At 73.2% G+C, this 24008-nt stretch carries 17 protein-coding genes; 3 read left to right on the forward strand and 14 right to left on the reverse strand.

Annotation, left to right across the window (positions count from 1 at the left end; genetic code table 11):
• Positions 1–2 precede the first annotated feature (2 nt).
• Positions 3–401 carry a VOC family protein gene (locus HUT16_RS09830; protein ID WP_176187436.1) on the reverse strand — a complete coding sequence of 133 codons (399 nt, stop codon included), beginning with the start codon at positions 399–401 and terminating at the stop codon, positions 3–5.
• A 142-nt stretch (positions 402–543) separates the two neighbouring features.
• On the opposite strand from HUT16_RS09830, the gene HUT16_RS09835 reads away from it, so the two are divergent.
• Positions 544–1578 carry a YafY family protein gene (locus HUT16_RS09835; protein WP_176187438.1) on the forward strand — a complete coding sequence of 345 codons (1035 nt, stop codon included), beginning with the start codon at positions 544–546 and terminating at the stop codon, positions 1576–1578.
• A 25-nt stretch (positions 1579–1603) separates the two neighbouring features.
• On the opposite strand, the gene HUT16_RS09840 is transcribed toward HUT16_RS09835, so the two are convergent.
• From HUT16_RS09840 to HUT16_RS09865, 6 genes are all read right to left on the reverse strand, one after another.
• Entirely contained in the window at positions 1604–2155 is a 552-nt protein-coding gene (locus HUT16_RS09840) for a DUF1697 domain-containing protein (RefSeq protein ID WP_176187440.1), read from the reverse strand.
• Between the two features lie 65 nt (positions 2156–2220).
• Positions 2221–3261 (reverse strand): NAD(P)-dependent alcohol dehydrogenase, encoded by a 1041-nt coding sequence (locus tag HUT16_RS09845; RefSeq protein WP_176187442.1) that lies wholly within the window; start codon positions 3259–3261, stop codon positions 2221–2223.
• A gap of 55 nt (positions 3262–3316) precedes the next feature.
• Complete coding sequence (locus HUT16_RS09850; RefSeq protein ID WP_176187444.1) at positions 3317–4102, reverse strand: SDR family NAD(P)-dependent oxidoreductase; 786 nt, start codon at positions 4100–4102, stop codon at positions 3317–3319.
• Between the two features lie 73 nt (positions 4103–4175).
• The gene (locus tag HUT16_RS09855; RefSeq protein ID WP_176187446.1) at positions 4176–4859 is read right to left on the reverse strand and encodes a TetR family transcriptional regulator; all 684 of its coding nucleotides are present in this window, start codon (positions 4857–4859) and stop codon (positions 4176–4178) included.
• A gap of 103 nt (positions 4860–4962) precedes the next feature.
• Entirely contained in the window at positions 4963–5715 is a 753-nt protein-coding gene (locus tag HUT16_RS09860) for a hemerythrin domain-containing protein (RefSeq protein ID WP_176187448.1), read from the reverse strand.
• Positions 5716–5925: 210 nt separating this feature from the next.
• Entirely contained in the window at positions 5926–6957 is a 1032-nt protein-coding gene (locus HUT16_RS09865) for an esterase family protein (RefSeq protein ID WP_176187450.1), read from the reverse strand.
• Between the two features lie 380 nt (positions 6958–7337).
• Between HUT16_RS09865 and HUT16_RS09870 the strand changes: the two genes are divergently transcribed.
• Positions 7338–8126 (forward strand): SDR family oxidoreductase, encoded by a 789-nt coding sequence (locus HUT16_RS09870; RefSeq protein WP_176187451.1) that lies wholly within the window; start codon positions 7338–7340, stop codon positions 8124–8126.
• Positions 8127–8175: 49 nt separating this feature from the next.
• Here HUT16_RS09870 and HUT16_RS09875 read toward each other — a convergent pair whose 3' ends face one another.
• From HUT16_RS09875 to pulA, 7 genes are all read right to left on the reverse strand, one after another.
• Positions 8176–8424, reverse strand: a complete 249-nt coding sequence (locus HUT16_RS09875) for a hypothetical protein (RefSeq protein WP_176187453.1) — start codon at positions 8422–8424, stop codon at positions 8176–8178.
• Positions 8425–8545: 121 nt separating this feature from the next.
• Positions 8546–10516 (reverse strand): carbohydrate-binding module family 20 domain-containing protein, encoded by a 1971-nt coding sequence (locus HUT16_RS38075; protein ID WP_254898278.1) that lies wholly within the window; start codon positions 10514–10516, stop codon positions 8546–8548.
• Between the two features lie 446 nt (positions 10517–10962).
• The gene (locus HUT16_RS09890) at positions 10963–12144 is read right to left on the reverse strand and encodes a macrolide family glycosyltransferase (protein ID WP_176187455.1); all 1182 of its coding nucleotides are present in this window, start codon (positions 12142–12144) and stop codon (positions 10963–10965) included.
• A 255-nt stretch (positions 12145–12399) separates the two neighbouring features.
• Entirely contained in the window at positions 12400–12738 is a 339-nt protein-coding gene (locus HUT16_RS09895) for a P-II family nitrogen regulator (RefSeq protein ID WP_176187457.1), read from the reverse strand.
• The gene (locus HUT16_RS09900) at positions 12735–14063 is read right to left on the reverse strand and encodes an ammonium transporter (protein ID WP_176187459.1); all 1329 of its coding nucleotides are present in this window, start codon (positions 14061–14063) and stop codon (positions 12735–12737) included. Before HUT16_RS09900 ends, HUT16_RS09895 begins: the two co-directional genes overlap by 4 nt.
• Positions 14064–14294: 231 nt before the next feature.
• Entirely contained in the window at positions 14295–16619 is a 2325-nt protein-coding gene (locus HUT16_RS09905) for a M4 family metallopeptidase (RefSeq protein ID WP_254898279.1), read from the reverse strand.
• A 473-nt stretch (positions 16620–17092) separates the two neighbouring features.
• Positions 17093–22705, reverse strand: a complete 5613-nt coding sequence (gene pulA, locus HUT16_RS09910; RefSeq protein WP_176187463.1) for a pullulanase-type alpha-1,6-glucosidase — start codon at positions 22703–22705, stop codon at positions 17093–17095.
• 319 nt (positions 22706–23024) lie between these two features.
• Between pulA and HUT16_RS09915 the strand changes: the two genes are divergently transcribed.
• Positions 23025–23975 carry a phosphatase PAP2 family protein gene (locus tag HUT16_RS09915; RefSeq protein WP_176187465.1) on the forward strand — a complete coding sequence of 317 codons (951 nt, stop codon included), beginning with the start codon at positions 23025–23027 and terminating at the stop codon, positions 23973–23975.
• The last annotated feature ends 33 nt before the right edge of the window (positions 23976–24008 follow it).

Here is a 24008-nt window from a genome sequence, read left to right on the forward strand (position 1 = left end):
CGTCAGAGCCCCTGCCGGGCGCGGGCCTCCGGCGTCACGGGTGTGAAGAAGTTGACCAGGGTGCCGTCCGGGTCGCGGAGCAGCAGCGCACGGTTGCCCCACGGGAGAGTCACCGGCCCGCTGACGAACTCCGCGCCGCCGTCGGCGAGTCGGCGGTGCAGCAGGTCGACGTCCTCGACCAGGAACTCGACGATCGCGCTGCGGTTCGCGGCCGGTTCGGCCGAGCCCGGCGCGAACAGCGGCACGGTGCGGACGCTGCCGATCGCCAACGTGCCGACCGGGGTGCGCAGTTCGGCGAAGTCCGGGGTGGCCCGGACGGCGGTCAGGCCGGTGGCCCGCTCGTAGAACGCGACCAGCCGGTCGACGTCGGCGGTGATCAGGCGGACGGAGACGAGGTGCATGCGAGGGCTCCCTTGCGGTGTTCCGGCGCGGCGCCCCGGCGTTCCGGCACGCCGCGCCGGGGTGGCGTTCCGGTGCGGTCGGTCCGACGCTAGAGGGGATACCGGGCGGAATCCGCCCGGTATCGGAGGGAGGATCGACGGCATGACCAGACCCGTGGCCCGTGTCCTCGCCCTGCTGGAGCTGCTGCAGTCCGGCGGCGTCCGCACCGTCGCGGAGCTGGCCGAACGGCTGGAGGTGGACGAGCGCACCGTCCGCCGGTACGTCTCCCAGCTGGTCGACCTCGACCTGCCGGTGGAGTCGGTGCGCGGCCGCTACGGCGGCTACCGGCTCGCGCCCGGGCACCGGATGCCGCCGCTGATGCTCAGCGACGAGGAGGCGCTGGCCGTCCTGCTCGGCCTGGACCTCGCGGACCGGGCCGGGCTGTCCGTCGTCCCCGCCGCCGCGAGCGGGACGGCGGCCGCGAAGATCCGCCGGGTGCTGCCCCGCCGGCTCGCCCACCGCCTGGACGCCCTGCGGGAGACGCTGACCTTCACCGCCAGACCAGCACCCACCGCACCCACCGAGCCCGCCGCGCCCGGCGCCGCCCCCGCCGTACCCGAGGCCCCCGCCGCGTCCGCCCCTCCCGACCCGGAGGCGCTGCTGACCGTCGCCGACGCGGTGCGCCACCGCCGCCCGCTCGCCTTCCGCTACACCTCGGCGGACGGCCGCAGCGGTGAACGGGCCGTCCAGCCGCACGGGTTGGTGCTGCACGCGGGCCGCTGGTACCTGACCGGCCGGGACACCGACGCCCGCGCCGAGCGCCTGTTCCGCCTCGACCGGCTGGCCGCGCCCCGCCCGCTGCCCGGCACCTTCGTCCCGCCGCCCGGCCCCGATCCGGCCGACCGCGTCCTGCACGCCCTGGCCACCGCCCCGCACCGCCACCACGTCCGGCTGCGGATCCGGGCGGACGCCGCGCGGATCCGCGCGCACTTCCCGGCCGGCCTGGCCCTGGTCGGAGGGCCGGACGCCGACGGCTGGTCGGAGGTCGACCTGCGGGTGGCCCGGCTCGACTGGGTGCCGGGCGTGCTGGCCGCCCTCGACCGCCCGTTCACGATCGACCGGCCGGCCGAACTCCGCGCACTGGTCGCGGCGCTGGCCGAACGGCTCGCCGCCTCGGCCCGGGGCGACGGGACCTGACCACCCCGGCCTGCGGCCTGCGCCCTCAGCCCTTGCGGGCCGCCGCGGCGATCTTCGCCGTGGTGTGGAAGAAGCGCGAAGTCGCCTGCCCCCGGTACGACGTGGGGAACGCGGTGGCCGGGTTGCTGTTCAGCCGGCCGTTGCGCACGTGCATCACCACGAACGCCGCGCCCGCGGTGGCGCCGATCATCTCCCAGTCGCCCTTCGGCGAGGCGACCGGCAGCGCGGCCGTGACCTCCTCCGGCAGCGGCTCGGACAGGAACAGCACGCACAGCCGCTCGTCCTCGGTGACCTCCACCGCCGCGAACGGGTCGAGCGCGAGCAGCGCCTCGACCTCCTCGACCGTGCGCAGCATCACCGGCACCGGGTACCCGAGCCCGGCCTCCAGGGCCGCCTCGATCCGGGCGCCCAGCGCCGCCCGGTCGGTCTCGGCGGTGCGGAAGAAGACGTTCCCGCTCTGGATGTACGTCCGCACGCCCTCCAGGCCCAGCTCCGCGAACAGCTCCCGCAACCGGTCCATCTTCACGGTGCGGCCGCCGACGTTGACCGCCCGCAGGAAGGCGATGTAGGTCTCCATGCGCCCGAGTGTAGGCGCGGGGTGCGACGGCGCCCGGCTCCGCCGCTGCCGCACCCCGGACCGGGTCAGCCGTTGGGCAGGATCACCGCCCGGCCGTTGATCTTCCCGGCGTGCAGCCGCTCGTAGGCGAGCGGCGCCTCGTCGATGCCGTACGTCTCGACGTGCACGTCGACCGCGCCGGCCCGGGCCAGGTCGAGGACCTCGATCAGCTCGGAGCGGCTGCCCCAGTACGGGGAGGTGACGGAGACCTCGTACGGGAGCGCGCCGAAGCCGACCGCCAGGGTGCCGCCGCCGATGCCGACGATGGTGACGTCGCCCTCGACGGCGGCCAACTGCCCGGCCAGGGCGGTGGTGGGCGGGGCGCCGACGAAGTCGAGGACGGCCTGCGCGCCCAGCCCGGCGGTGAGTTCGCGCACCTTGCCGGCCGCCGCGGCGTCCGAGAGCACCGCCTCGTGCGCGCCGACGGCACGGGCCAGCGCGAGCTTCTCCTCGGTGACGTCGAGCGCGATCACCCGGGCCGCGGTCATCGCCCGCAGCAGCTGGATCGCGACGTGCCCGAGGCCGCCGGTGCCGATGACGACCGCCGTGGAGCCGGGGACGAGCTTGGGCAGCGAGCGCTTGATCGCGTGGTACGGCGTCAGCCCGGCGTCGGTGAGCGGGACGGTGCGCACCGGGTCGAGGTCGCCGAGCGGGACGAGGTGCCGCGGGTCGTCGACCACCATGTACTCGGCCATCGCGCCGGGCGCGCCCAGCCCGGGCGGCATGATGCCGAGGTCGTTCGCGCGCAGGCAGTAGTTCTCCTTGCCCTCCGCGCACTTGGCGCAGCTGCCGCAGCCCCACGGGCCGTACACGGCGACCGACTCGCCCTCGGTGAAGCCGGTGACGCCCGCGCCGAGGGCGGCGACGGTGCCGACGCCCTCGTGGCCGAGGGTCAGCGGCAGCGGGAAGGGCAGCTGCTCGGCCGACCAGCTCATCACCGCGATGTCGGAGTGGCAGACGCCCGCGGCGGTGACCTTCAGCAGGACCTGCCCGGGGCCGGGTTCGGGGTCGGGGACGGTGACCACCTCGGGGTGGCCGCCGACGGTGCGGTACTGGACTGCCTTCATGTTCGACGCTCCTTCGCGCGCGGATCCCCCCGCGGACGGGCCCCCCGACGACGGGTCAGCGGGCGGCGTAGCCGCCGTCGACCAGGTGGTAGCTGCCGGTGACGAAGGACGCCCGGTCGGACAGCAGGAAGGCGGTCAGCTCGGCGACCTCCTCGGCGCGGCCGAGCCGCCCGGCGGGGTGCAGCGAGATCAGCAGTTCGCGGCCGGCCGGGTCGGTGTCCTTGAGCAGCGGGGTGTCGATGAAGCCGGGGCCGACCGCGTTGACCCGCACGCCCTGCGCGGCGTACTCGATCGCGGCGGTCTTGGTGAGGCCGACCACGCCGTGCTTGGCGGCGACGTACGCGGGCGAGCCGGCGAAGCCGTTGGTGCCGAGGATGGAGGCCATGTTGACGACCGAGCCGCCGCCGGCCGCCAGGATCTCCGGCAGTTCGTGGCGCAGCGAGTAGAAGACGCCGTCCAGGTTGGTGGCCAGCACCCGGCGCCACGCCTCGGGGTCGTACTCGCCGGTGGGGGCGACCGGGCCGCCGATGCCCGCGTTGTTGACGGCGAGGCTGAGCGGGCCGAGGCCCTCGACGGTGGCCCGGACGGCGGCCTGCACCGAGGCCGGGTCGGTGACGTCGAGCTGCACGGCCAGTGCCCGGGCGCCGGTGGCCCCGATGGCGGCGGCGGCTTCGCGGGCGCCGTCCAGGTCGTAGTCGGCGACGGCGACGTTCGCGCCGCGCTCGGCGAGCAGGGTGGCGATCGCCAGGCCGATGCCGGAGGCACCTCCGGTGACGAAGGCGGTGCGGCCGGCGAACTCCCGGTCGGCGAACTCCCGGGTGGCGGGCTCCTGGGTGGTCATGGGTGGTTCCTCTCGTACGCCGCGCAGGGGTGGGCGCGGGTGGTGCCGGTGCGGTCCGCGGGCCGACGGTCGGTCAGCTCGGGGGTTCGGCCGCCGCCAGGTCGAAGGCGCGGTCGAGCAGGGTGGGCAGGTCGCCCGCGGGGTCGCGCACCCAGGTGCGGGTGGCGGCGTGCAGGGCGGCCACGCCGAGGCCGACGGCGACGGCGGGGCGCAGGTCGGTCTCCGGGTGCAGGCCGAGGCGGTCGGCGACCAGCCGGATCGAGCGCTCCTCCTCGGCGACCGCGATCCGCCGGAAGGCGGCGGTCAGCGCGGGCTCCTCGTCGATCAGGACGAACAGGTCGCGCATGCCGGGGCGGCGGTGCCAGGCGGGGTGCTCGGGGTCGGGGTCGTGCACCCAGGCGGCGACGGCGGCCCGGTAGGCGGCGACCGGCGGCTCGGCGGCGGGCCGGGCGGCCAGGGCGGCGTTGATCCGGGCGAAGTCGGCGCGCAGGCAGTCCAGCACGGCGTCCTCGCGGGAGGCGAAGTGCCGGCTGAAGGTGCGCCGGGAGACGTCGGCGGCGTCGGTGACGTCCTCGACGGCGAGGGCGGCGAGGCCGTGCGCCAGGGTGAGGCGCAGGGCGGCGGCGGCCATCGTCTCGCGGGTGCGGCGGGCCTTGCGGTCGCGCCGCCCGGCCTCGGCGGGAGCGCCGGGGGTGCCCGTTCCGGGGCCGGGCCCGGTGCCGGGCGCGGCCTGCGGTGCGGGCTGGTCGGTGCTCATGGCCCCACCGTACTCCTGAAAATGTCCCGGCGGGACATCAGTCCCGCCGGGACATCACGTCCGGGTCGTGCTGCTCACGCCCCGGACGGCTCCGGGGCGCCGTTCACTGCCCGGCCGGCCCCCACAGCCGGTCGGTGCAGCGGGCGTAGGTGTCGCGCCAGTGCGGCCAGTGCCGCGCCGTCTCGTCGTCGCAGTCGGCGAGCAGCCGGTCGACCTGCGCCGGGTCGACGCCCTCCAGCAGCCACACCAGGGCGTCGGACGCGGACGGGCCGTCGGCGAAGCGCAGCAGGTCGAGCAGTTCGGGCAGGGTGCCGATCCGGGAGCCGGGCTGGAAGACGCCCTCCATCCGGGGCAGCAGCTGGCGCTCCTCGATCCGCAGGTGGGTCTCCACCCGGGCGGCCAGCTCCTCGACCGCGTACGAGACGGGCCAGGCGCTGGCCGGGTCGCGGGTGGCGATGCCGACCAGGGTGGTGGTGCGGGTGAAGCACTGGTCGAGGTTGTGGTGGTCGGACTCCAGCCAGTTCAGCAGCAGCCGCAGCTCGGGCGCGAAGCGGCGCAGCACCGGCCACAGCCGGGTGTCCTGCTGCTCGTGGTGGCAGGTGACCATGGCGGTGACGAAGTCCCAGTGCCGCTTGAGCGCCTCGGCCGACTCGTGGTCCTCGGGCTGGAGCAGGCGCAGCGCCTGCGGGATGCGGGCGAGGTCGCGCCGGACGGCGGCGTGCACCAGGCGCAGTCCGGCGAACGGCACGAGCTCGGCGGCCGGGGCGGCGGGCACCCCGCCCGGCCGGACGGCAGTGCCGTTCCCGCGCGGGGCGGGGGTGGTCGCGGGGCCGACGGGCAGCAGGTGACGGGACATGGCGCTCTCTTCACGACGGTCTGGGGCTGGCCGGAGCGGGAGCCGCGGTGCGGCACCCCGGTCCAGTTCTCCGGTCCACGGCTCCAGGGTGACCACACTCCATCAGGGGCGAATGAACGACCGATTGATGGGCAGGTCAGGGCGTTTTCCAGGCGTCCCGTGACGGTTTTTGACGAAGCTTTACCTTCGTTCGCGGGCGATGGTTCGGGCTCAGTCGGACTCCGGTCCGGCGGTGTTGGCGGTCAGCCACTCCAGCGCGTTCGGGATCATCTTCTTGAAGTCCGAGGTGAGGTGCTTGCCGCCGGGCTGCTCGTAGTACTCGACCGTGGTGGGGGCCTTGGCCTTGGCCACCCAGTTCTTCACCAGCTTGGTCTCGTACGCGTTGGCGCCGCCCGCGGTGGCCAGCATCCGCACGTCCGCGGTGCCGGCACCGATCAGCTGGTCGGGGCTGTTGGCCAGCCGCTCCTGCTCGTGGCCCTTCCACAGCGGCGAGTCCGGGTTCCAGTAGCCGTCGATCGGCACCGCGGCCCGGAACACGTCGGGGTGCTGGAGGGCGAGCTTGGCACTGCAGAACGCGCCGGTGGAGGCGCCCATCACGGACCAGCCGTCCCGGCCCCGGACCGTGCGGAAGTTGGCGCGGACGAAGTCCGGGACGTCCTCGGCCATCCAGGTGCCGATCTTCGGCTGGCCGGGGATGTCGGCGCACTCCAGCGCCTTGGCCTCGTTGGAGTCCAGGTTCTGCACCGGCATGATCATGATGAACGGGTGGGCCCGGCCCTGCTCGACCAGCTGCTGGTCGACCTCCTGGATCGGCAGCTGGTTGTCGGTCCAGGTGTTGTAGCCCGCGCTCTGCCCGCCCGCGTACAGGGTCAGCACCGGGAAGCCGGTCTTCGCGTACTTCGGGTCGTCGTACTGCGGCGGCAGCCAGACCCAGACCTTGCCGCTGACCCCGGACTTGGCGCCCTGCAGGGTGGTCATCATGATCGGGCCCGCCTTGGTGTCCCGGACCTTGGAGAGCTGGGCCGCCGGGCCGGTCGGCATCAGCACCTTGGACGGCTTCGGCGGCGGCGCGCTGCTCGCCGGGGCGGCGGACTTCGCGGGGCCGTGGTCGGTGGTGATCGCCGCCCGGGCGTCGCCCGCGCCGCCGGACCCGCCGCAGGCGGCGAGCGGCACGGCGAGGGCGAGCAGGGCGGCGGCGGCCGCCCACGGGCGACGGACGACGGAGCGGGGCTGCGGCAGCACGGTGGTTCTCTCCGGGCAGGGGGGCCGGCCCGGCAACCGGGTGCAGGCCCTGGTCAGTGAGTGTCGGGACGGCCGCGACACTGCCACCGGCACATCCCGGGTGCGGCCCGGCCTGGCGCGCTGCGCCGGTCCGGACCTCCCGTGATCCTATGACGTACCGCCCCCCGGAACCGGTTGCGACAGGGCCCACGACCCGCCGGTCGGCGGGGGTGGTTCCGGCCGGTCGGCGGGGGTGCCCGGCGGGGTGCGCGGCCGGTCGGCGGGGGTGCCCGGCAGGGCTGCGCGGCCGGTCGGCGGGGTGCCCGGCCGGTCGGCGGGGTGCCCGGCGCGCCCCGGATTGGACGTTCCTCCGGCTGACGCGGCGCCCCGACCCGGCGATCATGGGGGTTCCCGGTCCGGAGACCACCCCGAGGAGTGTGCGCGTGTCCCAGCAGGTTGCCGTGATCACCGGTGCGGGCAGCGGCGTCGGCCGCGCCGTGGCCCGCGAACTCGCCTCGGCCGGCTGGCGGCTGGTGCTGGCCGGGCGCCGGGCCGCCCCGCTGGCGGAGACCGCCGCCGGGCTCGGACCGGACCGGGTGCTGGTGGTGCCCGCCGACGTCACCGACGAGGAGCGGGTGGAGGCGCTGTTCGACGCCGCGACCGGGCACTTCGGCCGGATCGACCTGCTGTTCAACAACGCCGGGACGTTCGGCCGCCCCGCCCCGGTGGAGGAGGTGTCGGCGGCCGACTGGCGGGCCGTGGTCGACCTCAACCTGACCGGCGCGTTCCTCTGCGCGCGGGCCGCCTTCCGCCGGATGAAGGAGCAGGACCCGCAGGGCGGACGGATCGTCAACAACGGCTCGATCTCGGCGCACGTGCCCCGCCCGCACGCCGTCGCCTACACCGCGACCAAGCACGCCGTCACCGGCCTGACCCGCGCCCTGTCGCTGGAGGGCCGCCCGTACCGGATCGCCTGCGGGCAGATCGACATCGGCAACGCGGCCACCGACATGACGGCGGCGATGGGCGCGGGGGTGCGGCAGGCGGACGGCCGGACCGCGCCCGAACCGACCATGGACGTCGCGGACGTGGCCCGGACGGTGCGTCACATGGCGGAACTGCCGCTGGAGGCGAACGTGCAGTTCGCCACCGTGATGGCCACCGCGATGCCGTACATCGGCCGGGGCTGAGGACGGGGCCGGGGCTGAGGACGGGGCCGGGCCGCGGGGGCCGGGCCCCTCACTCGTCGTGCGAGTGGCGGTAGCGCGGCCGCGGCCCGTCCGGGTCGAAGCGGTACACGCTGGTGGTGGGCCACTGCTCGCCGCGCGCCGGGTCGGGGAGTTCGGCGCGCAGCACCATCCGCAACGACGGCGGCGGCGCGCCGGGACGGACCCGCTTGCGGTGCCCGTCCCAGCGGCCGCCGCAGAGTTCGACGTCCAGGACGGGGTTGGGGGGCTGGAGGGTAGGGGTGGGGGTGGTGGTGCTCACCCGCCCGATGCTTCCAGCGCGGATGGAATCCCGGCTCCCCCGGAGCCGGGATTCCATCCGTTCGGGCGGTTTGACCGCCCGGGCCGTGACCTCCGGGCCACGGCCTCCGGCCCGGCCGGGCTCAGCTGCGCCAGGTGTCGTTCAGGACGACCTTGCCGGAGGCGGGGACGGTCGCGGTGCGGTTGGCGCCGCTCTCCCAGGTGACGTTCCCGGCGGCGTCCTTGCGGACGTACTTGTACTGGACGGCGGTGCCGGCGTTCAGCGCCACGTCCAGCTTCCAGACCGGGTAGGCGGCGGAGGACAGCGGCAGCGCCTTGGCGGTGTCCCAGCCGCCCAGCTCGGCCGCGTCGCCGACCACGTAGACGTTCTGGCCGACCACGGTGGTGGCGGTGACCGCGAAGGACGCGCCGGAACCGACCGACGGGGACGCGGACGCCGAGGGGGTGGCGGTGGCCGACGGCGAGGCGGTGGCACACGGGTCGCCGGAGCCGGTCGCGCCGCCCTTGACGGTGACGTTCCCGGTGCCCAGGGCGTAGTTGTTGCCGCCGTTGTTGTCCCAGGTGCCGTTGCCGTTGTTGAAGGTGGCGGCGAGGCCGGTGGCGGTGCCGAGGCTGACGGTCTTCTTCACCCAGCCGGTGCAGGCCGCCTCCATGGCCACGCCGGGCACGGTGGTCCAGGCACCGCCGGTGGGCGCGTAGTGCAGGTCGTAGGCCGACCAGTTCCTGTCGGTCGCGTAGAAGACGGTGGCGCTGTTGCCGCTGCCGGACGGCGAGGCCGAGGCCGACGGGGTCGGGGTCGGGCTCGCGGTGGAGCCGCCACCCGCGCCGACGTACAGGGCGACCGCGTCGCCCGCGCCGACGGTGGCGGTGAACCTGCCGTCCGAACCGACGGTGTAGGTCTGGCCGGTGCAGCCGCCGTTCACCGGGTCGCCGTGCTGGACGTCGCAGTAGGTGCCGGCCGGCAGCGAGGTCTGGAAAGTCTGGGTGATCGGGCCGGACTCCCGGTTGATCGCCACGTAGCCCTTGCTGCCGCGGCCGAAGCCGATCGCGTTGTTGCCGTTGGACCACCAGTTGGTCATGCCGGTGCCGGAGACCGCGTTGCGGAAGCCGACCATGTTGGCCACCTGGCGCCAGGCGTGGGTGCAGTTCCAGCCGTCCTGGTAGCAGGCGTCGACCGTGCCGCCGTTCGGCGGGCCGTCGTCGTTGCCGCCGAACGCGTAGCCGGAGTAGACGTTCGGCGAGCCGTACGGGTCGGCCAGCAGGAAGACGTTGGCCAGCGTGTAGGCGGAGCCGTACTTGTAGTTCAGGGTCGAGCCGTTGCGCTCGGTGTCCCAGTTGTCGACGAAGGTGCGGGCCTGGGCGGAGCCGAGCAGGCCGCTGCCCCAGCTCTGCAGGTCGGAGATCTTGCCGCCGTTGAAGGCGCTCTTCAGCCAGGTCGCCGAGCGGAACTCGTCGACGTCCCCGTTGCCGGTGTACTCGGAGGGCTGGACGGCCTCGCCCGCGCCGTAGATGACCTCCTGCACCCAGTACGCGTTCGGGTTGCTCACCTTGGACTTGATGGCGGCCAGGTCGCTCGCCGCGATGTGCTTGGCCGCGTCGATCCGGAAGCCGTCGACGCCCAGGGTCAGCAGGTCGTTCAGGTAGGCGGCGATGGTCTGCTGGACGTAGCCGGAGCCGGTGTTCAGGTCGGCGAGGCCGACCAGCTCGCAGTTCTGCACGTTGGAGCGGTCGCCGTAGTTGCTGATCGACGTCCGGCAGGAGTGGAAGTCCTGGTCCTGGTAGTAACCCGGGTAGGTGTACTTGGTGTAGGCGGTGCCGCCGGTGCCGGTGCCGCTGCCCGCGCTCATGTGGTTGACCACCGCGTCGGCGATCACCTTGACGCCCGCGGCGTGGCAGGTGTTGACCATGTTCCGGAACGAGGCGCGGTCGCCGAGCCGACCGGCGATCTGGTAGCTGACGGGCTGGTAGGAGGTCCACCACTGGGCGCCCTGGATGTGCTCCTGGGCCGGGGAGACCTCGACGAAGCCGTAGCCCTTGGGGCCGAGGGTGTCGGTGCACGCCTTGGCCACCGAGTCGAACCTCCACTCGAACAGGGTGGCGGTGACGTCCTTGCTGCTCGGCGGGGTGGCGGTGGCGGTGGGCGCGAGCGTGAGCCCGGCGCCGACCGAGAGGCCGAGCGCCGCGAGCGCGGTGGTGGCGGCGGCGAGCCGCCTTCTGCGGGCGGGGGCGGAGGTGGGCAAGGGAGCGCTCCTGGGGGAGGCCCGGACCGCGGACGCGGGTCGCGGAACGGGAGGCGGCAGGGTGGGGGGCCGCGACGGCCGGGGTGGCGCCGTCAGCGCGACGGGGGGAGGGTCGCTACTGCAAGGACGCTGCAAGATCGTTGAAACTTGCTGGAAACTTGCAGTGGCATGACCATAGGGTCCGCCCGGACGGCCGTCAAGGGAGGTCGCGGCCCGTTCCGGGGGAGAAAAACGGGCGCGCCGGCCCGCCGCTGACAGTTCGTCGACGGCGGACCGGCGCGCCCCGGGCTGCGGGGAGGTCAGCCCAGCTGCTGCTCGATCAGCTCGCAGGCGCGGGCGGTGCCGCCCTCGGCCTGCGCCCGCGCGCGCAGCTCGCGCGAGCGCGCCGCCACCCGCGAGTCCGCGAGCAGCCCGTCCAGCGCCGCCCGCAGGGCCCGCGGGGTGGCGTCCGCCGTGTCGATCCGGCGGGCCACGCCGAGCTCGACCAGCCGGTCGGCGTTCATGAACTGCTCGGCGGCCTGCGGCACCGCGATCATCGGCACCCCGGCGAGCAGGCCCTCCCCGCAGCCGCCCATCCCGGCGTGCGTGACGAAGGCGTCGGCCTGCGCCAGCACCGCCCGCTGCGGCACCCAGGGGTGCACCTCGACGCCGGGCGGGACCTCGCCCAGCTCCGCCGGGTCGGTGTGCCTGCCGATCTGCAGCACGAGGTGCCAACCGGGCCGGCCGCCGAAGGCCGCCAGGCAGGCGCGGTAGAACTCCGGCTGCCGGGTGAACGCCGAGCCCAGCGACACCAGCAGCACCTTCTCCGCCCCGGCCGGGCGCCGCCAGCTCCCCCGCTCGGCCCGCAGGTCGAAGCACGGGCCGACGAAGTCCACCGCCTCCCGGTCGACCCGGTCGGCGTGCGGCTGCATCGCCTCGGTGATCATCGCGATGGCCCGGGCCGGCCGCCCGGAGAAGTCGTCCACGTCGAGCGTGCGGGCGCCGCTGCCCGCCAGCCACTCGGCGAACCGGTCGAAGTAGGCCTCGGCGCCGGGCAGTTGCCGCAGCCCGGCGCCGATCTCCTGCTGGTAGCCGTCCCAGCCGACGATCGTCGGCGAGAGCTGCACGACCGGCCGCCGCTGCGCCTCGGCGAGCACCCGGGCCGCGTAGGCACCGATGTCGTACAGGTAGAGGTCGGCCGGGTCGGCGTCGTAGTGCGCCCGCAGCCGGGGCAGCATCGCGATCGCGTCCTCCAGGAAGACCCGCATGGCGCCGATCGCGTCCTCGGGCCAGTCCTGGTCGGCGACCGGGAGGGTGGAGGGGTACGGGACGAGCTCGGCGCCGGTGGGGGCGATCAGCTCGGCGACGGCGGGGTCGTTGGCGTACGTCACCCGGTGGCCGCGGGCGACGAGTGCGCGGATCACCTCCAGGCTCGGGCGGACGTGGCTGACGGCCGGGATGCCGATCATGGCGATGTGGGCGCGACGGGGCGCACGGGTCATGCGGGGAGCACCTGCTTCCGTTCTACGGGGGCGTGGACAACACACCGCGCCGCCGGGGCTCCGTCGTGGCGGAGCGCGGGCGGGCGGGACGCGTGGGCTCGGGGCGCTGCCCCGGCCGCGTCAGCCGTAGATCTGGCGGAAGGAGGACATGCCGGGACCCTAACCCGGAACCGGTCGGGCCGCACGCGAATTACCGCGCGCGCCCGACCTCGGGGCGCCGCAACACCCGCGGGAAGTAAGCGGATTGACGTACCGTCAGACCGCGTCCGGCCCGCGCTCGCCGGTGCGGACCCGGACGATGCCGTCCACCGGCACCACCCACACCTTGCCGTCGCCGATCTTCCCGGTCCGGGCGGCGGCCACGACGGCGTCGGTCACCCGGTCGGCGTCCTCGTCCTCCACCACCACCTCGATCCGGACCTTCGGCACCAGGTCGATCCGGTACTCCGCGCCCCGGTACACCTCGGTGTGGCCGTGCTGCCGTCCGTAGCCGCTGGCCTCGGTGACGGTCAGGCCGTGCACGCCGAGTTCCTGCAGCGCGGTCTTGACCTCGTCCAGCTTGAACGGCTTGACGACGGCGGTGATCAGCTTCATGCGGAGCGGGTCCTGTCGGAGGCGGGCGCACCGTGCTGGTGCACACTGGCGTGGGCGGTGGCGGAGCCGTGGCCCAGGACGCCGTGATCGTACGCGTTCTCGGCGTGCACGGCGAGGTCCAGGCCGGTGAGTTCGTGTTCCGGTGCGGCCCGGAAGCCCATCAGCCGGTCGATCGCCCGGCCGATGCCGTACGTCGCGCCGAACGCGTACCCGGCGACCACCAGCACCGCGACCAACTGCTTGCCGAGCTGGCCGAGCCCGCCGCCGTGCAGCAGCCCGGCGGGGCCGCCGGTCATCACGGCGGTGGCGAACACGCCGATCAGCAGGGTGCCCAGGACGCCGGCCACGAAGTGCACGCCGACCACGTCCAGCGAGTCGTCGTAGCCGAGGCGGAACTTCCAGCTGACGGCGTAGCAGCAGACCAGGCCGGCGGCCAGGCCGATGACCAGCGCGCCGAACAGGTCGACGCTGCCGCAGGAGGGGGTGATGGCGACCAGTCCGGCGACCGCGCCGGAGGCGGCGCCGAGGGTGGTGGCGTGGCCGTCGCGCTTCTTCTCGACCACCAGCCAGCCGAGCAGGCCCGCGCAGCCGGCCGCCTGGGTGTTGAGGACCGCGGCGGCGGCCAGCCCGTTGGCGCCCATCGCGGAGCCGCCGTTGAAGCCGAACCAGCCGAACCAGAGCAGTCCGGCGCCGAGCAGCACCAGCGGCAGGTTGTGCGGGCGCATGGCCTCCTTCTTGAAGCCCAGGCGCGGGCCGAGCAGCAGGGCCAGGGCGAGGCCGCTGGCGCCGCAGTTGACCTCGACGACGGTGCCGCCGGCGAAGTCGAGGGCGCCGAGGTGCTTGAGGATCCAGCCGTCGGGGGCGAACACCCAGTGCGCGACCGGCACGTAGACCAGCAGCGTCCACACGGCGGTGAAGGCGACCCAGGAGCCGAACCGGGCCCGGTCGGCGATGGCGCCGGAGATCAGCGCGGCGGTGATGATCGCGAAGGTCAGCTGGAAGGTGGCGAACAGCAGGGTGGGGACGTCGCCGGTGAGGTCGTGCGGGGCGATCCCGGCCATGCCGAGGTGGTCGAGGGAGCCGATCAGCCCCCAGCCGGAGTCCCGGCCGAAGGCCAGCGAGTAGCCCGCGAGCAGCCAGACCACGGTGACCACGGCGATCGACACGAAGCTCATCATGATCATGTTGAGCACGCTCTTGGTGCGCACCATGCCGCCGTAGAACAGCGCCAGGCCCGGCGTCATCAGCAGCACGAGCGCGGTGCAGGCCAGCAGCCAGGCGGTGTCGCCGCTGTCCAGGGTGGGTGGGGAGTCAGCGAGGAGCATGCGGGGAGTGTCGCCGGGCCGGATTTCGCGCCGCCGTCACCGGTGTTTCCACGGTGTTTCGTGTTGCCCGGGGGTTTCCGGGATCTCACCGTTCGGACACCCGGGAACCGGCGCGGCGGGCGGCGGCGGTGCGCCGGGACGCGCCGGGGCCCGGCAGCCGGTGTGGTGCGGCTGCCGGGCCCCGACGGTTCGGCCGTTCAGTGGGTTCGGCCGTTCAGGCCGTCAGTGGGTTCAGCCGGTCTGGACGGCGGTGTCGTCGATGACGAAGGAGGTCTGCAGCGAGGCGTCCTCGACGGCGTTGAACTTCACCGTGACGCTCTGGCCGGCGTAGGCCGACAGGTCGACGGTCTTCTGGGTGTAGCCGGTGGCCTTGTTGAGGTTGGAGTACGAGGCGACCGTGGTGCCGTTGACGGTGACGGTGAGCTTGTCGTAGGCGGTGGAGGTGGTGGTCTCCGCGGTGTCGATGTGCAGCCAGTAGCTCAGCGTGGCCTTGCAGCCGGCCGGGATGGTGACGGTCTGCGAGAGCGTGTCGGTGTGGGCGGAGCCGTAGCCGTCCAGCCAGGCCTTCCAGGAGCCGCCGTGCGCGGCCTGGGAGGAGGAGTTGTTGACGACGCCCGAGGTGGCGGTCCAGGGGCCGGCGGTGCCGGTCTCGAAGCCGGGGTTGCCGAGCAGCTGGGCCGGGGTGCAGCCGGTGCCGCCGCCGGAGGTGACGGTCCAGGTGAAGGAGGCGGTGCCGGTCTTGTTGGCGGCGTCCTTGGCGGTGACGGTCACGTTGTAGGTGCCGGCCGCGGTGGCGGTGCCGCTGATCACGCCGGTGGAGGCGTTGATCGACAGGCCGGTGGGCAGCCCGGTCGCCGAGTAGCTCAGCGGCGCGGTGCCCCCGGAGGCCGCGATCTGCAGGTTGACCGAACCGTTGACCGCCGTCGACTGGTTGCCCGGGCTGGTGACGGTCGGGCCGCCGGTGCTGGGCAGCGAGCCGACGTTGACGGCGGCCCAGGCGGTGGCGGTGGCGTTGTACTCGGCCGAGCCCGCGCCGTACAGGTCGGTGGCGGCGGAGAGCATGCCGGCCCGGGCGCTGGCGTAGTTGGTGGTGGAGGTCCAGTAGGTGGTCAGCGCCCGGTACCAGATGGCGGCGGCCTTGTCCCGGCCGATGCCGGTGACGGTGATGCCGTTGACCGTCGGCGAGTTGTAGCTGACGCCGTTGATGGTCTTGGCGCCGCTGCCCTCGGCCAGCAGGTAGAAGGCGTGGTTGCCGACGCCGGACGAGTAGTGGACGTCCTTGTTGCCGACGGTGGAGGACCAGCTGTCGGCCGAGGAGCCGTCCTTGGACGGCTTGTCCATGTAGCGCAGCGGCGTGCCGTCGCCGTTGATGTTGATCAGCTCGCCGATCAGGTAGTCCGGGTTGTCGGTGGGCAGGTTCGCGTAGAACTCGACCATGGTGCCGAACACGTCCGAGGTGGACTCGTTCAGGCCGCCGGACTCGCCGGAGTAGTTCAGACCGGCCGTGTTGGAGGTGACGCCGTGCGTCATCTCGTGGCCCGCGACGTCGAGTTCGGTCAGCGGGTGGGTGTTGCCCGAGCCGTCGCCGTAGGTCATGCAGAAGCAGCTGTCGTCCCAGAACGCGTTGACGTAGTTGCTGCCGTAGTGCACCCGGCTGTACGCGCCGACGCCGTCGTTGCGGATGCCGCTGCGGCCGAAGGTGTTCTTGTAGTAGTCCCAGGTCATCGCGACGCCGTAGTGGGCGTCGACGGCCGCGGACTCGCCGTTGGAGACGGTGCCGTTGCCCCAGGTGTCGGTGGACTTGGAGTACAGCGTGCCGTTGCCGCTGGTGCCGTTGGACAGGTTGGTGGTGTACATCCCGCCGCGGGTCGGGTCCTTGAGCTGGTAGTTGGAGCCCGACTGCGAGGTGCCGAGGGTGACGTTGCCGACGAAGACGCCGTTGCCGGTGCCGGTCTGCACGCCCTCCCACTTCTGGATCACGGCACCGCTGGTGGCGTCGGTGACCACGTGGAGCTTGCTCGGGGTGCCGTCCTCCTGGACGCCGGAGACCACGGTCTCCCAGGCGAGCCGCGGGTTGTTGTCGGCGGCCCAGACGACCAGCCGGGGCGCGGTGTCCAGGGCGGAGCCCGACTGCGCGGCCAGCGCGGCGGCCTGGCCCTTGGCGGCGGCCAGCTTGGGGGTGGTGGACAGGCCGTCCAGCGAGGCGGTGGAGGCCCGGTCGACGCTCTTGGTGGTGCCGTTGGCGGCCTGGTGGACGATCAGGTCGCCGCCGAGGACGGGGAGTCCGCCGTAGGTGCGCTCGTAGCGGAAGTGCTGGGTGCCGTCGGCGTCCTTGGAGGCGTCCTTGACCACCAGCTTCTCCTGGGAGCCCAGGCCCAGGCTCTGCGCGAACCCGGCGGAGCGGCTGCCCGCGTCGGAGACCAGCTGGGCGTGCCCGGCGGCGGCCTGCTGGGCGGCGACCTGACCGGTCGCCAGGGGAACGGACGGAGTGGCCTGGGCCACCGCCACGGGTATCGCGGTCACCAGCAGGGCGGTGGTGGCCGCCAGGGCGGCCATGCTCACGCGGGCATGCGTGGGGCGAGACATGCGGGACTCCTCTTTACCGACCGTCGCGGGGTCACGAGCGGTTGAGAGTGATCTGGCCGCGGTTGCGGCGCAGCGGGGGCCCCTGCCGCCGGTTCGCGGCGCGGGGTGCGGTGCACGTACGCGGTGCCGGGCACGTGGGGTGCGCGTGCCGGGCTGCGGGCGCCGGCGGCCTCGGGGAGGGCCCGGTCGGCGGGAGTTGGGGTTGCTTGTCGGTCCGCAGCCGGGGGAATCGTGGCAGCAAACACCCGGCGAATGACAGATGCATGCCATGGAATGACTGATTAACGACCGCCCCCGGGCCGCCCCGACGGCCCCTCATGGTCCGGCATGTGGGACGGCACCGGGAAGGTCCGTGCCGCGCCCCGTCGCGCGGCGTCGGTTTTCGGCCAACCCGGACAGGGGCCCCACCCGGAGGTGAGACCCCTGTTACCGCAGGGAAACCATCACTTCTGGACGAACACCGCCACCGTCCGGCCCGGCACCGTGAAGGTGCCCGAGGCCGGGTCGAAGGCTGCCTGCTTCACCACCGGGTCGTTGCCCTTCGCCTGCACCTCGTGCAGCGCCTGCCTGCTGCCGCGCAGGCCCGCCACGGTCTGGGTCTGCGCGGTCGGGGTGGCGTTGAAGACCACCGTGAGGCCCTTCTCGGCGCCCTTCAGCCCGCTGCCGTCCAGGTGCATGGTGATCACGCCCGGGTTCTCCCCCGCCGTGCCGGACAGCGGGAAGGACAGCCGGCGCTGCACCTCCGCCGTGCTGGCCAGCGCGAACAGCGGCGAGGACTGACGGATCTTCAGGAACTGCTGGTAGAGGGCGGTGCCGGCGCCCATCTCGTTGCAGCCCATCCGCAGCTTCGGGTCGGCCAGCAACTGCTTGTCGCGGGCCCACATCGACTGGTTGTCGGCCGCGAGCGGCAGGCCGCGGCCCCAGCCGTTGCCCTGCTTGCAGTCCCAGGAAATGGAGTTGAACCAGTCGCCGGAGTCGAAGGAGTTGGCGTCCAGCGACTTGGAGCGCAGCAGGTCGCTGCCGGCCTGGGCGAAGCCCGGGCCCTGGCTCAGCGCGGTCAGCGACAGGCCGAGCGCCTGCATCCGGGCCCGGTCGGCGGGCGAGGTGCCCTGCGGCAGCTTGAAGGCCAGCGCGTCGTACAGGTCAGCGTTGTCGTGCGCGTCCAGGTACTCCACCGCCTCGCCGGGGTTGGCCGCGTAGCCGGTCGGCGCGCCGTTGTAGTCGACGCCGCCGCCGGTGACCGGCTTGCCGCTGCTGTCGGTGAACCTGAACCCGGACAGGTTGCCGGTCAGGCCGACCTTGACCTGGTCCATCTGGTGCAGCAGCCGGGCCTTCTGCTGCTCGGGGGTGCCGTTGTCGGCCGAGCCGTTCGGGTCGGTGAACAGGCCGGAGGCGAAGCCCTGCTGCGGGGCCGAGGACAGCTCGTAGTTGCCGCCGCGCCCGGCGTCCCGGATCCGGTCGTTGAAGGTGGCGATGCCGGTCCCGGCCATGTTGGCCTGGGTGGCCTGGACGAACCGGGCGTCGTCGGCGACCGTCCCGAAGTTCCAGCCCTCGCCGTACAGGAAGACGTTCTTGCCGTCGACGCCGTCCTTCTGCGGGGTCAGCGCCCGCAGCGCCGACTGCACGTCCAGCATGGTCGACTTCGGGTCCAGGCCCATCAGGTCGAACCGGAAGCCGTCCACCCGGTACTGCTTGGCCCAGGTCACCACCGAGTCCACGACCAGCTTGTTCATCATGGCGTGCTCGGGCGCGGTGTCCGCGCAGCAGGAGTCGGTGGTGACCTTGCCGCTGTCGCTGAGCCGCTGGTAGTAGCCGGGGACGACCTTGTCGAGCACCGACTTGTCGTCCTGCCCGGCGGCCGCGGTGTGGTTGTACACCACGTCCAGCACCACCCGCAGGCCCGCCTCGTGCATCGCCTGCACCATCGCGCGGAACTCCTCCGTGCGCGCGGTGCCGTTCGGGTCGGTGGCGTACGAGCCCTCCGGCACGGTGTAGTGCAGCGGGTCGTAGCCCCAGTTGTAGGCGTCGTCGGCCTGCACGGCCGCCACGCACTCCTGCTGCTGGTCCGAGTCGGCGGCCAGCGCGGCCAGGTCGCAGGCCGGGAGCTTCTGGTCGGCCCGGTTCTCCCGGATGGTGGCGATGTCGAAGGTCGGCAGCAGGTGGACGGTGGTCACCCCGGCCTTGGCCAGGTCCTTCAGGTGCTGCATGCCCGCCGACCTGGACTGCGTGAACGCCAGGTAGGTGCCGCGCTCGTCGGCCGGCACGGTGCTGTCGGCGGACGAGAAGTCCCGCACGTGCAGCTCCTGGATCTGCTGCTTGACGGCCGGGATCGCCTCCGGGCTGCGGTGCTGGTCCCAGCCCTCGGGCTTGGTGGCGGCCGAGGACAGGTCGGCGACCAGGCTGCGCTTGGAGTCGGCGGCCAGCGCGGTCGAGTACGGGTCGGTGACCAGGTTGGTGACCGTCCTCTGGACGCTGGGCGCCCACACCTTCACCTGGTACAGGTAGTACTTCCCGTCCAGGTCCTTGGCGTCCCCGGTCAGCGACCAGACGCCGGACGCGTCGTCCCGCTTGAGCGGCACGGTCCTCGGGGTGCCGCCGCTCGCCCGGTCGAACAGCTGCACCGCCACGTCGGTGGCGGTCGGCGCCCACAGCGACAGCGTCACCTTGCGCCGGTCGCCCTTGTCCTTGCCGTGACCGTTGTCGCCGTGGCCGTCGTCGCCGTGGCCGTGGCCGTCGTCGCCCCGGCCCCGGTCGCCCGAGTAGACCGGGCCGAGCTGCGCGGAGGCCGCCTTGGCCGCGTACAGGTCGTCCAGCACCCCGGGGGTCTGCACGCCGGTGGCGGCCAGCGCGGCGCCGTTCGGCAGGTGCTCGGTGAACACCAGCTGGGCGCGCAGCGCGGCGGTGGTCCGGCCGGCGTCGCGCGGGTCGACGGTGAACGCCCGGTACCCGGCCAGGTGCGGGAACTTCGCCTTCTGCGCGTCGGTGAGGCCGGCCGCCGGGTTGAGCCGGATCCAGTGGCCCGGCTTGGACAGCACGCCCTTGTCGACGCTCAGCCCGCCCTCGGGGTCGTAGATCAGCTGGGCGCTGGTGCCGCCCTTCAACTGGGCGTCCGCCGCACCGTAGTCGGCGGGCACCACGACGGTCCTGGCGTCGATCCACTGGGCCTTGGCCGAGCCCAGGTCGAGCTGCGAGGAGGTGCCGGCGCTCTGCGGCAGCAGGTGGCCCTCCTGCCCGCCGATGATCCAGATCTCCCGGCCGGAGGTGGCGAAGTCCAGCGACTGGTCCTGCGGGAGGTCCTTGTCGCCGCCGTTGTGGATGATGTAGCTGAGGCTGGTCGCGCCCTCGGCCAGCGGCACCTCGAAGACCGCGCCGAACGCGTCCTGCCGGGCGGGCATCAGCGGGTTGCCCCAGTCGGTGGGGGTGGCCGCACCGGTCCAGTCGTGCAGGCCCCAGCCGGTGTAGTCGCCGTCGGCCCGCCGGTAGTGGATGACCGCCCTGCCCGCCGGCACCGGCTGCGCCCCGTCCGGGTTCGCGGTGCGGACGGTGGCGTCGCCCTCCTTGATCCACACCTCGCCGGTGGCCGAGACGTCGATGTGCCGGTCCTGGTCGACGTCCTTGGTGCCGCCCTTCTCCACCACGAACCCGACGTCGGACGCCCCGCCCTTGAGCTTCACGTACGCGAACGCGCCGTAGGCGTCCCGCCCGACGAAGCCGTGGCCCTCCGGCCAGGTGGTCGCCTCGCCGTCGGCGATGTCGCCCCAGGTGTACAGGTTCCAGCCGTCGTAGTTCCCGTCCTCGCGCTGGTAGTGCACCACCGCGTACTCGCGGGTGACCGCGCTCGGCGCGGGCGTCGGGGCCTGCTGCCCGGTGGTGAACTGCCCGGTGGCGGAGGCCAGTCGGCCCGCCGAGTCCTGGACGACGGCCTTGAACCGGACGACCGTGCCGGGCGCGACGCCGTCGAGGTTCTGCGTCACCTTGAAGGTGACGTGGCCGGCGGGGCCGGACGTGCCGTTGTCGGCGGTGCCGAGCGTCTGCCAGGCCCCGTTCCCGACCTGCGCGGCGAAGGTGACCCGGTTGAACCCGCCGCCGGGCACGTCCGCGCCCAGCGTGACCGTCCCGTACGAACCGTTGTCGGGGGCGCTGACGGTGACCGACGGACCGGTGGCGGGCTTGGCCAGCTTGTGCGCGGCCTTCAGCACCAGCGAGGACATCGCGGGCACGGTGAGCGTCACCCTGCCGTCGGCGCCGCTGGTGACCCTGCCCCGGAAGCCGTACAGGCCGTCGAAGTCCATGCCCGCGGAGAAGGTGTCCAGCGTGACGGTCTTCGCCTCGGCCGCGTTGTTGACCGCCGCCAGGTACTCGACCTGCTCCTTGGCGTCGATCCGGGAGAACGCGTACACGCCCGGCCCGTCCGCCGCGTACCGCTCGACCTGCGCGCCGTCGGCCAGCGCCGGGTTGTCCTTGCGCAGCTTCGCCAGGCCCGCGATGCCCCGGTAGAGCGCGCCGTCCTCGCCGTAGCGGTCCTTGGAGCCGGAGGCGCCGCCGATCACGGTGTCGGTGTTGTACGAGGGGGTCCTGGAGGCGAACATGTCCTGCCGGGCGTCCTTGTCGCCGCCCGCGCCGGTGAAGCCCTGCTCGTCGCCGTAGTAGACCACCGGCTGGCCGCGGGTGAGGAACTGCAGCTCGTTGGCGAGCCGGTCCTTGGCCAGCAGCGCGTCGCCCGGGGCGCCCGGGTTGTCGCTCTGCAGGAAGGAGCCGAACCGGCCCATGTCGTGGTTGCCGAGGAAGGTCGGCAGCTCGTAGGCGTCGGTGTCGGCCGTGGTGTAGCGGTAGTCCTGCGCGTACAGCTCGCTGAGCGCCTTGGCCGAGCCGTTCTGCGAGACGTACTTCCGGGCCGCCTCCTGGAAGGCGAAGTCCAGGGTGGCCTGGAGCTTGCCCTGGGTGACGTACGGGGAGGTGACCGCCGGGTCGCCCGAGTACACCTCGCCGAACATGAAGAACTTCTTGTTGCCCTGCCGGGCGGCGAACTGCTTCAGCGCGGGCGCCCACTGCTCCCAGAACGCCAGGTTGACGTGCTTGACGGTGTCGATCCGGAAGCCGTCGACGCCGGTCTCGGCGACCCACTGCTGGTAGATCTTCTCCATCCCGGCGACGACCTTCGGGTTCTGGGTGTCCAGGTCGTCCAGGCCGGAGAAGTCGCCCTCGGTCGCGGACTCGCCGACGAAGGTCGAGTTGCCGCGGTTGTGGTAGAGCGCGGGGTCGTTCAGCCAGGACGGGGTCTTCGCGGTGGCGCCCGCCTTGTCGCGGAAGACCGGGGTGTAGGGGAAGGAGTCCTTGCCGGTGCTCGGCCACTGCGCCCGGGCGTCGGCGATCGCGGTCTCGTCGACCGGGTTGCCGTCCGCGTCGAGGGTCGGGTAGGCGCCCTCGGAGCGGTAGTCGTAGCTCTTCTCCGCGTAGTCGATGACGTCCGCGGTGTGGTTGGTGATGACGTCGAAGAAGACCTTGATGCCGCGCCGGTGCGCCTTGTCGATCAGCTCCTTGAGCTGGGCGTTGGTGCCGAAGTGCGGGTCGACCTGGGTGAAGTCGGTGATCCAGTAGCCGTGGTAGCCGGCCGAGGTGTCCGCCCCGGCGCCCTGTACGGGCCGGTTCTTGAAGATCGGCGCCATCCAGATCGCGGTGGTGCCCAGGTCCTGGATGTAGTCGAGCTTGTCGATCAGGCCCTTGAGGTCACCGCCGTGGTAGAAGCCCTTGTCGGCCGGGTCGAGGCCGTTGTCCAGCCGGCCGCCGGTGATGCCGCCGGTGTCGTTGCCGGTGCTGCCGTTGGCGAAGCGGTCCGGCAGCACGAAGTAGAACTGCTCGCGGGTCAGGTCGTGCCGGGCCGCGGTGGCCGCCAGGTCCCGGTCGGACGGCGGGGCGGGCGGGGTGGACGCGGCCGCGGCCAGCGGGGCGGCGCCCAGGGTGGCGGCGATCAGCGAGGTCGCGACCAGGACGGCGGCCCGTCCGGGACGGCGGTACGGGGTGGTGCGGCGCTGGGGGCGGAACGGGGCGTCGGCCACGGCAGGGCTCTCCCTCGGGGGCGCTCGGGCAAGGGTGGGTGGCGTGGAACCTAGCGCTCTGCAAGATGTTTCAGCAAGATGCGAAAGGTGTTTCGGCCCGGAGTCGTACCGAGTCGTGACCTGAGCCCCGCCGCCCCCGCCACCGGCGTCCGTACCCGAACCAGACCCCGGTTCGACCCCTGGTAACCCGCGCGCCACAATGGACCGCATGCGCCTCGAAAACCGATCGACCCCTACCCCCGTAGGGGGACAGTCGGTGAAGAATCCCCGACCAGAGGATGAGCAAGCGGCCACACCTGGTCTGGCAGACTTCTCCCCCATGGGGGAACCGACCGAGATCCAGACAGCCGGCGCCGAACGCGCCGACCGGACCACGCACACCGGTTCCGACCCGGGCCCGGACCACACCGCCCGCACGCCCGGCGGAGCCACCCGCGTCGCCCAGTCACCCGCCGCCGCCGTCCGCAGCCGCCTGCGCGAGCAGCGCCGCACGCCGCGCCGTCCGCGCCTGATCTTCGAACTCGGCCTGATCGGCCTCAGTTACTGGCTGTACTCGCTGGTCCGCAACGCGGTCCCCGAGCAGCGCGAGATCGCCCAGAAGCACGCCGGCTGGGTCTGGCACCTGGAACACACCCTCGGCATCGCCGTCGAGCGCTCGGTCAACCACGGCGTCAACTCGGTGACCTGGCTCATCGTCGGGATGAACTACTACTACGCCACCCTGCACTTCATCATCACCATCGGCGTGCTGGTCTGGCTCTACCGCTCCCACCCCGGCCGCTACGCCGCCTCCCGGACGGTGCTGTTCATCACCACCGGCATCGCCCTGGTCGGCTTCTACTGCTTCCCGCTGGCCCCGCCCCGCCTGATGACCGACGGCGGCTTCATCGACACCGTCAGCGTGCACCACACCTGGGGCTCGCTGGCCTCCGGCGCCGGGGCGACGGTCTCCAACCAGTTCGCCGCGATGCCCTCGATGCACATCGGCTGGTCCACCTGGTGCGGCCTGACCATCTTCTTCCTGGCCCGCCGCAGCTGGGTCCGGCTGCTCGGCCTCGCCTACCCCGTGGTGACCCTCAGTGTCATCGTCTCCACCGCCAACCACTTCTGGCTGGACGCGGTCGGCGGCCTGGTCTGCCTGGCCGTCGGCTTCCTCGCCGCCCGCCTGATCTACCACACCTGGGTCTACCACCTGCCCCGGCGGCCCGGCGACCCGACCGACCGGGAGCTCACCGTCCCCGCCCAGTGGGACACCAAGGTCAGCGCGTAGCGCGAGCGCCCGGGGAACGCACCACCGGGGGCG

It is taken from the genome of Kitasatospora sp. NA04385 (assembly GCF_013364235.1).
Taxonomy (GTDB): domain Bacteria; phylum Actinomycetota; class Actinomycetes; order Streptomycetales; family Streptomycetaceae; genus Kitasatospora.

Bases quoted from the DNA above. Each gene is read 5' to 3' on its own strand.
- HUT16_RS09830 (WP_176187436.1), bottom strand. From the start codon at position 401: ATGCACCTCGTCTCCGTCCGCCTGATCACCGCCGACGTCGACCGGCTG.
- HUT16_RS09835 (WP_176187438.1), top strand. From the start codon at position 544: ATGACCAGACCCGTGGCCCGTGTCCTCGCCCTGCTGGAGCTGCTGCAG.
- HUT16_RS09840 (WP_176187440.1), bottom strand. From the start codon at position 2,155: ATGGAGACCTACATCGCCTTCCTGCGGGCGGTCAACGTCGGCGGCCGC.
- HUT16_RS09845 (WP_176187442.1), bottom strand. From the start codon at position 3,261: ATGAAGGCAGTCCAGTACCGCACCGTCGGCGGCCACCCCGAGGTGGTC.
- HUT16_RS09850 (WP_176187444.1), bottom strand. From the start codon at position 4,102: ATGACCACCCAGGAGCCCGCCACCCGGGAGTTCGCCGACCGGGAGTTC.
- HUT16_RS09855 (WP_176187446.1), bottom strand. From the start codon at position 4,859: ATGAGCACCGACCAGCCCGCACCGCAGGCCGCGCCCGGCACCGGGCCC.
- HUT16_RS09860 (WP_176187448.1), bottom strand. From the start codon at position 5,715: ATGTCCCGTCACCTGCTGCCCGTCGGCCCCGCGACCACCCCCGCCCCG.
- HUT16_RS09870 (WP_176187451.1), top strand. From the start codon at position 7,338: ATGGGGGTTCCCGGTCCGGAGACCACCCCGAGGAGTGTGCGCGTGTCC.
- HUT16_RS09890 (WP_176187455.1), bottom strand. From the start codon at position 12,144: ATGACCCGTGCGCCCCGTCGCGCCCACATCGCCATGATCGGCATCCCG.
- HUT16_RS09895 (WP_176187457.1), bottom strand. From the start codon at position 12,738: ATGAAGCTGATCACCGCCGTCGTCAAGCCGTTCAAGCTGGACGAGGTC.
- HUT16_RS09900 (WP_176187459.1), bottom strand. From the start codon at position 14,063: ATGCTCCTCGCTGACTCCCCACCCACCCTGGACAGCGGCGACACCGCC.
- HUT16_RS09905 (WP_254898279.1), bottom strand. From the start codon at position 16,619: ATGGCCGCCCTGGCGGCCACCACCGCCCTGCTGGTGACCGCGATACCC.
- HUT16_RS09915 (WP_176187465.1), top strand. From the start codon at position 23,025: ATGGGGGAACCGACCGAGATCCAGACAGCCGGCGCCGAACGCGCCGAC.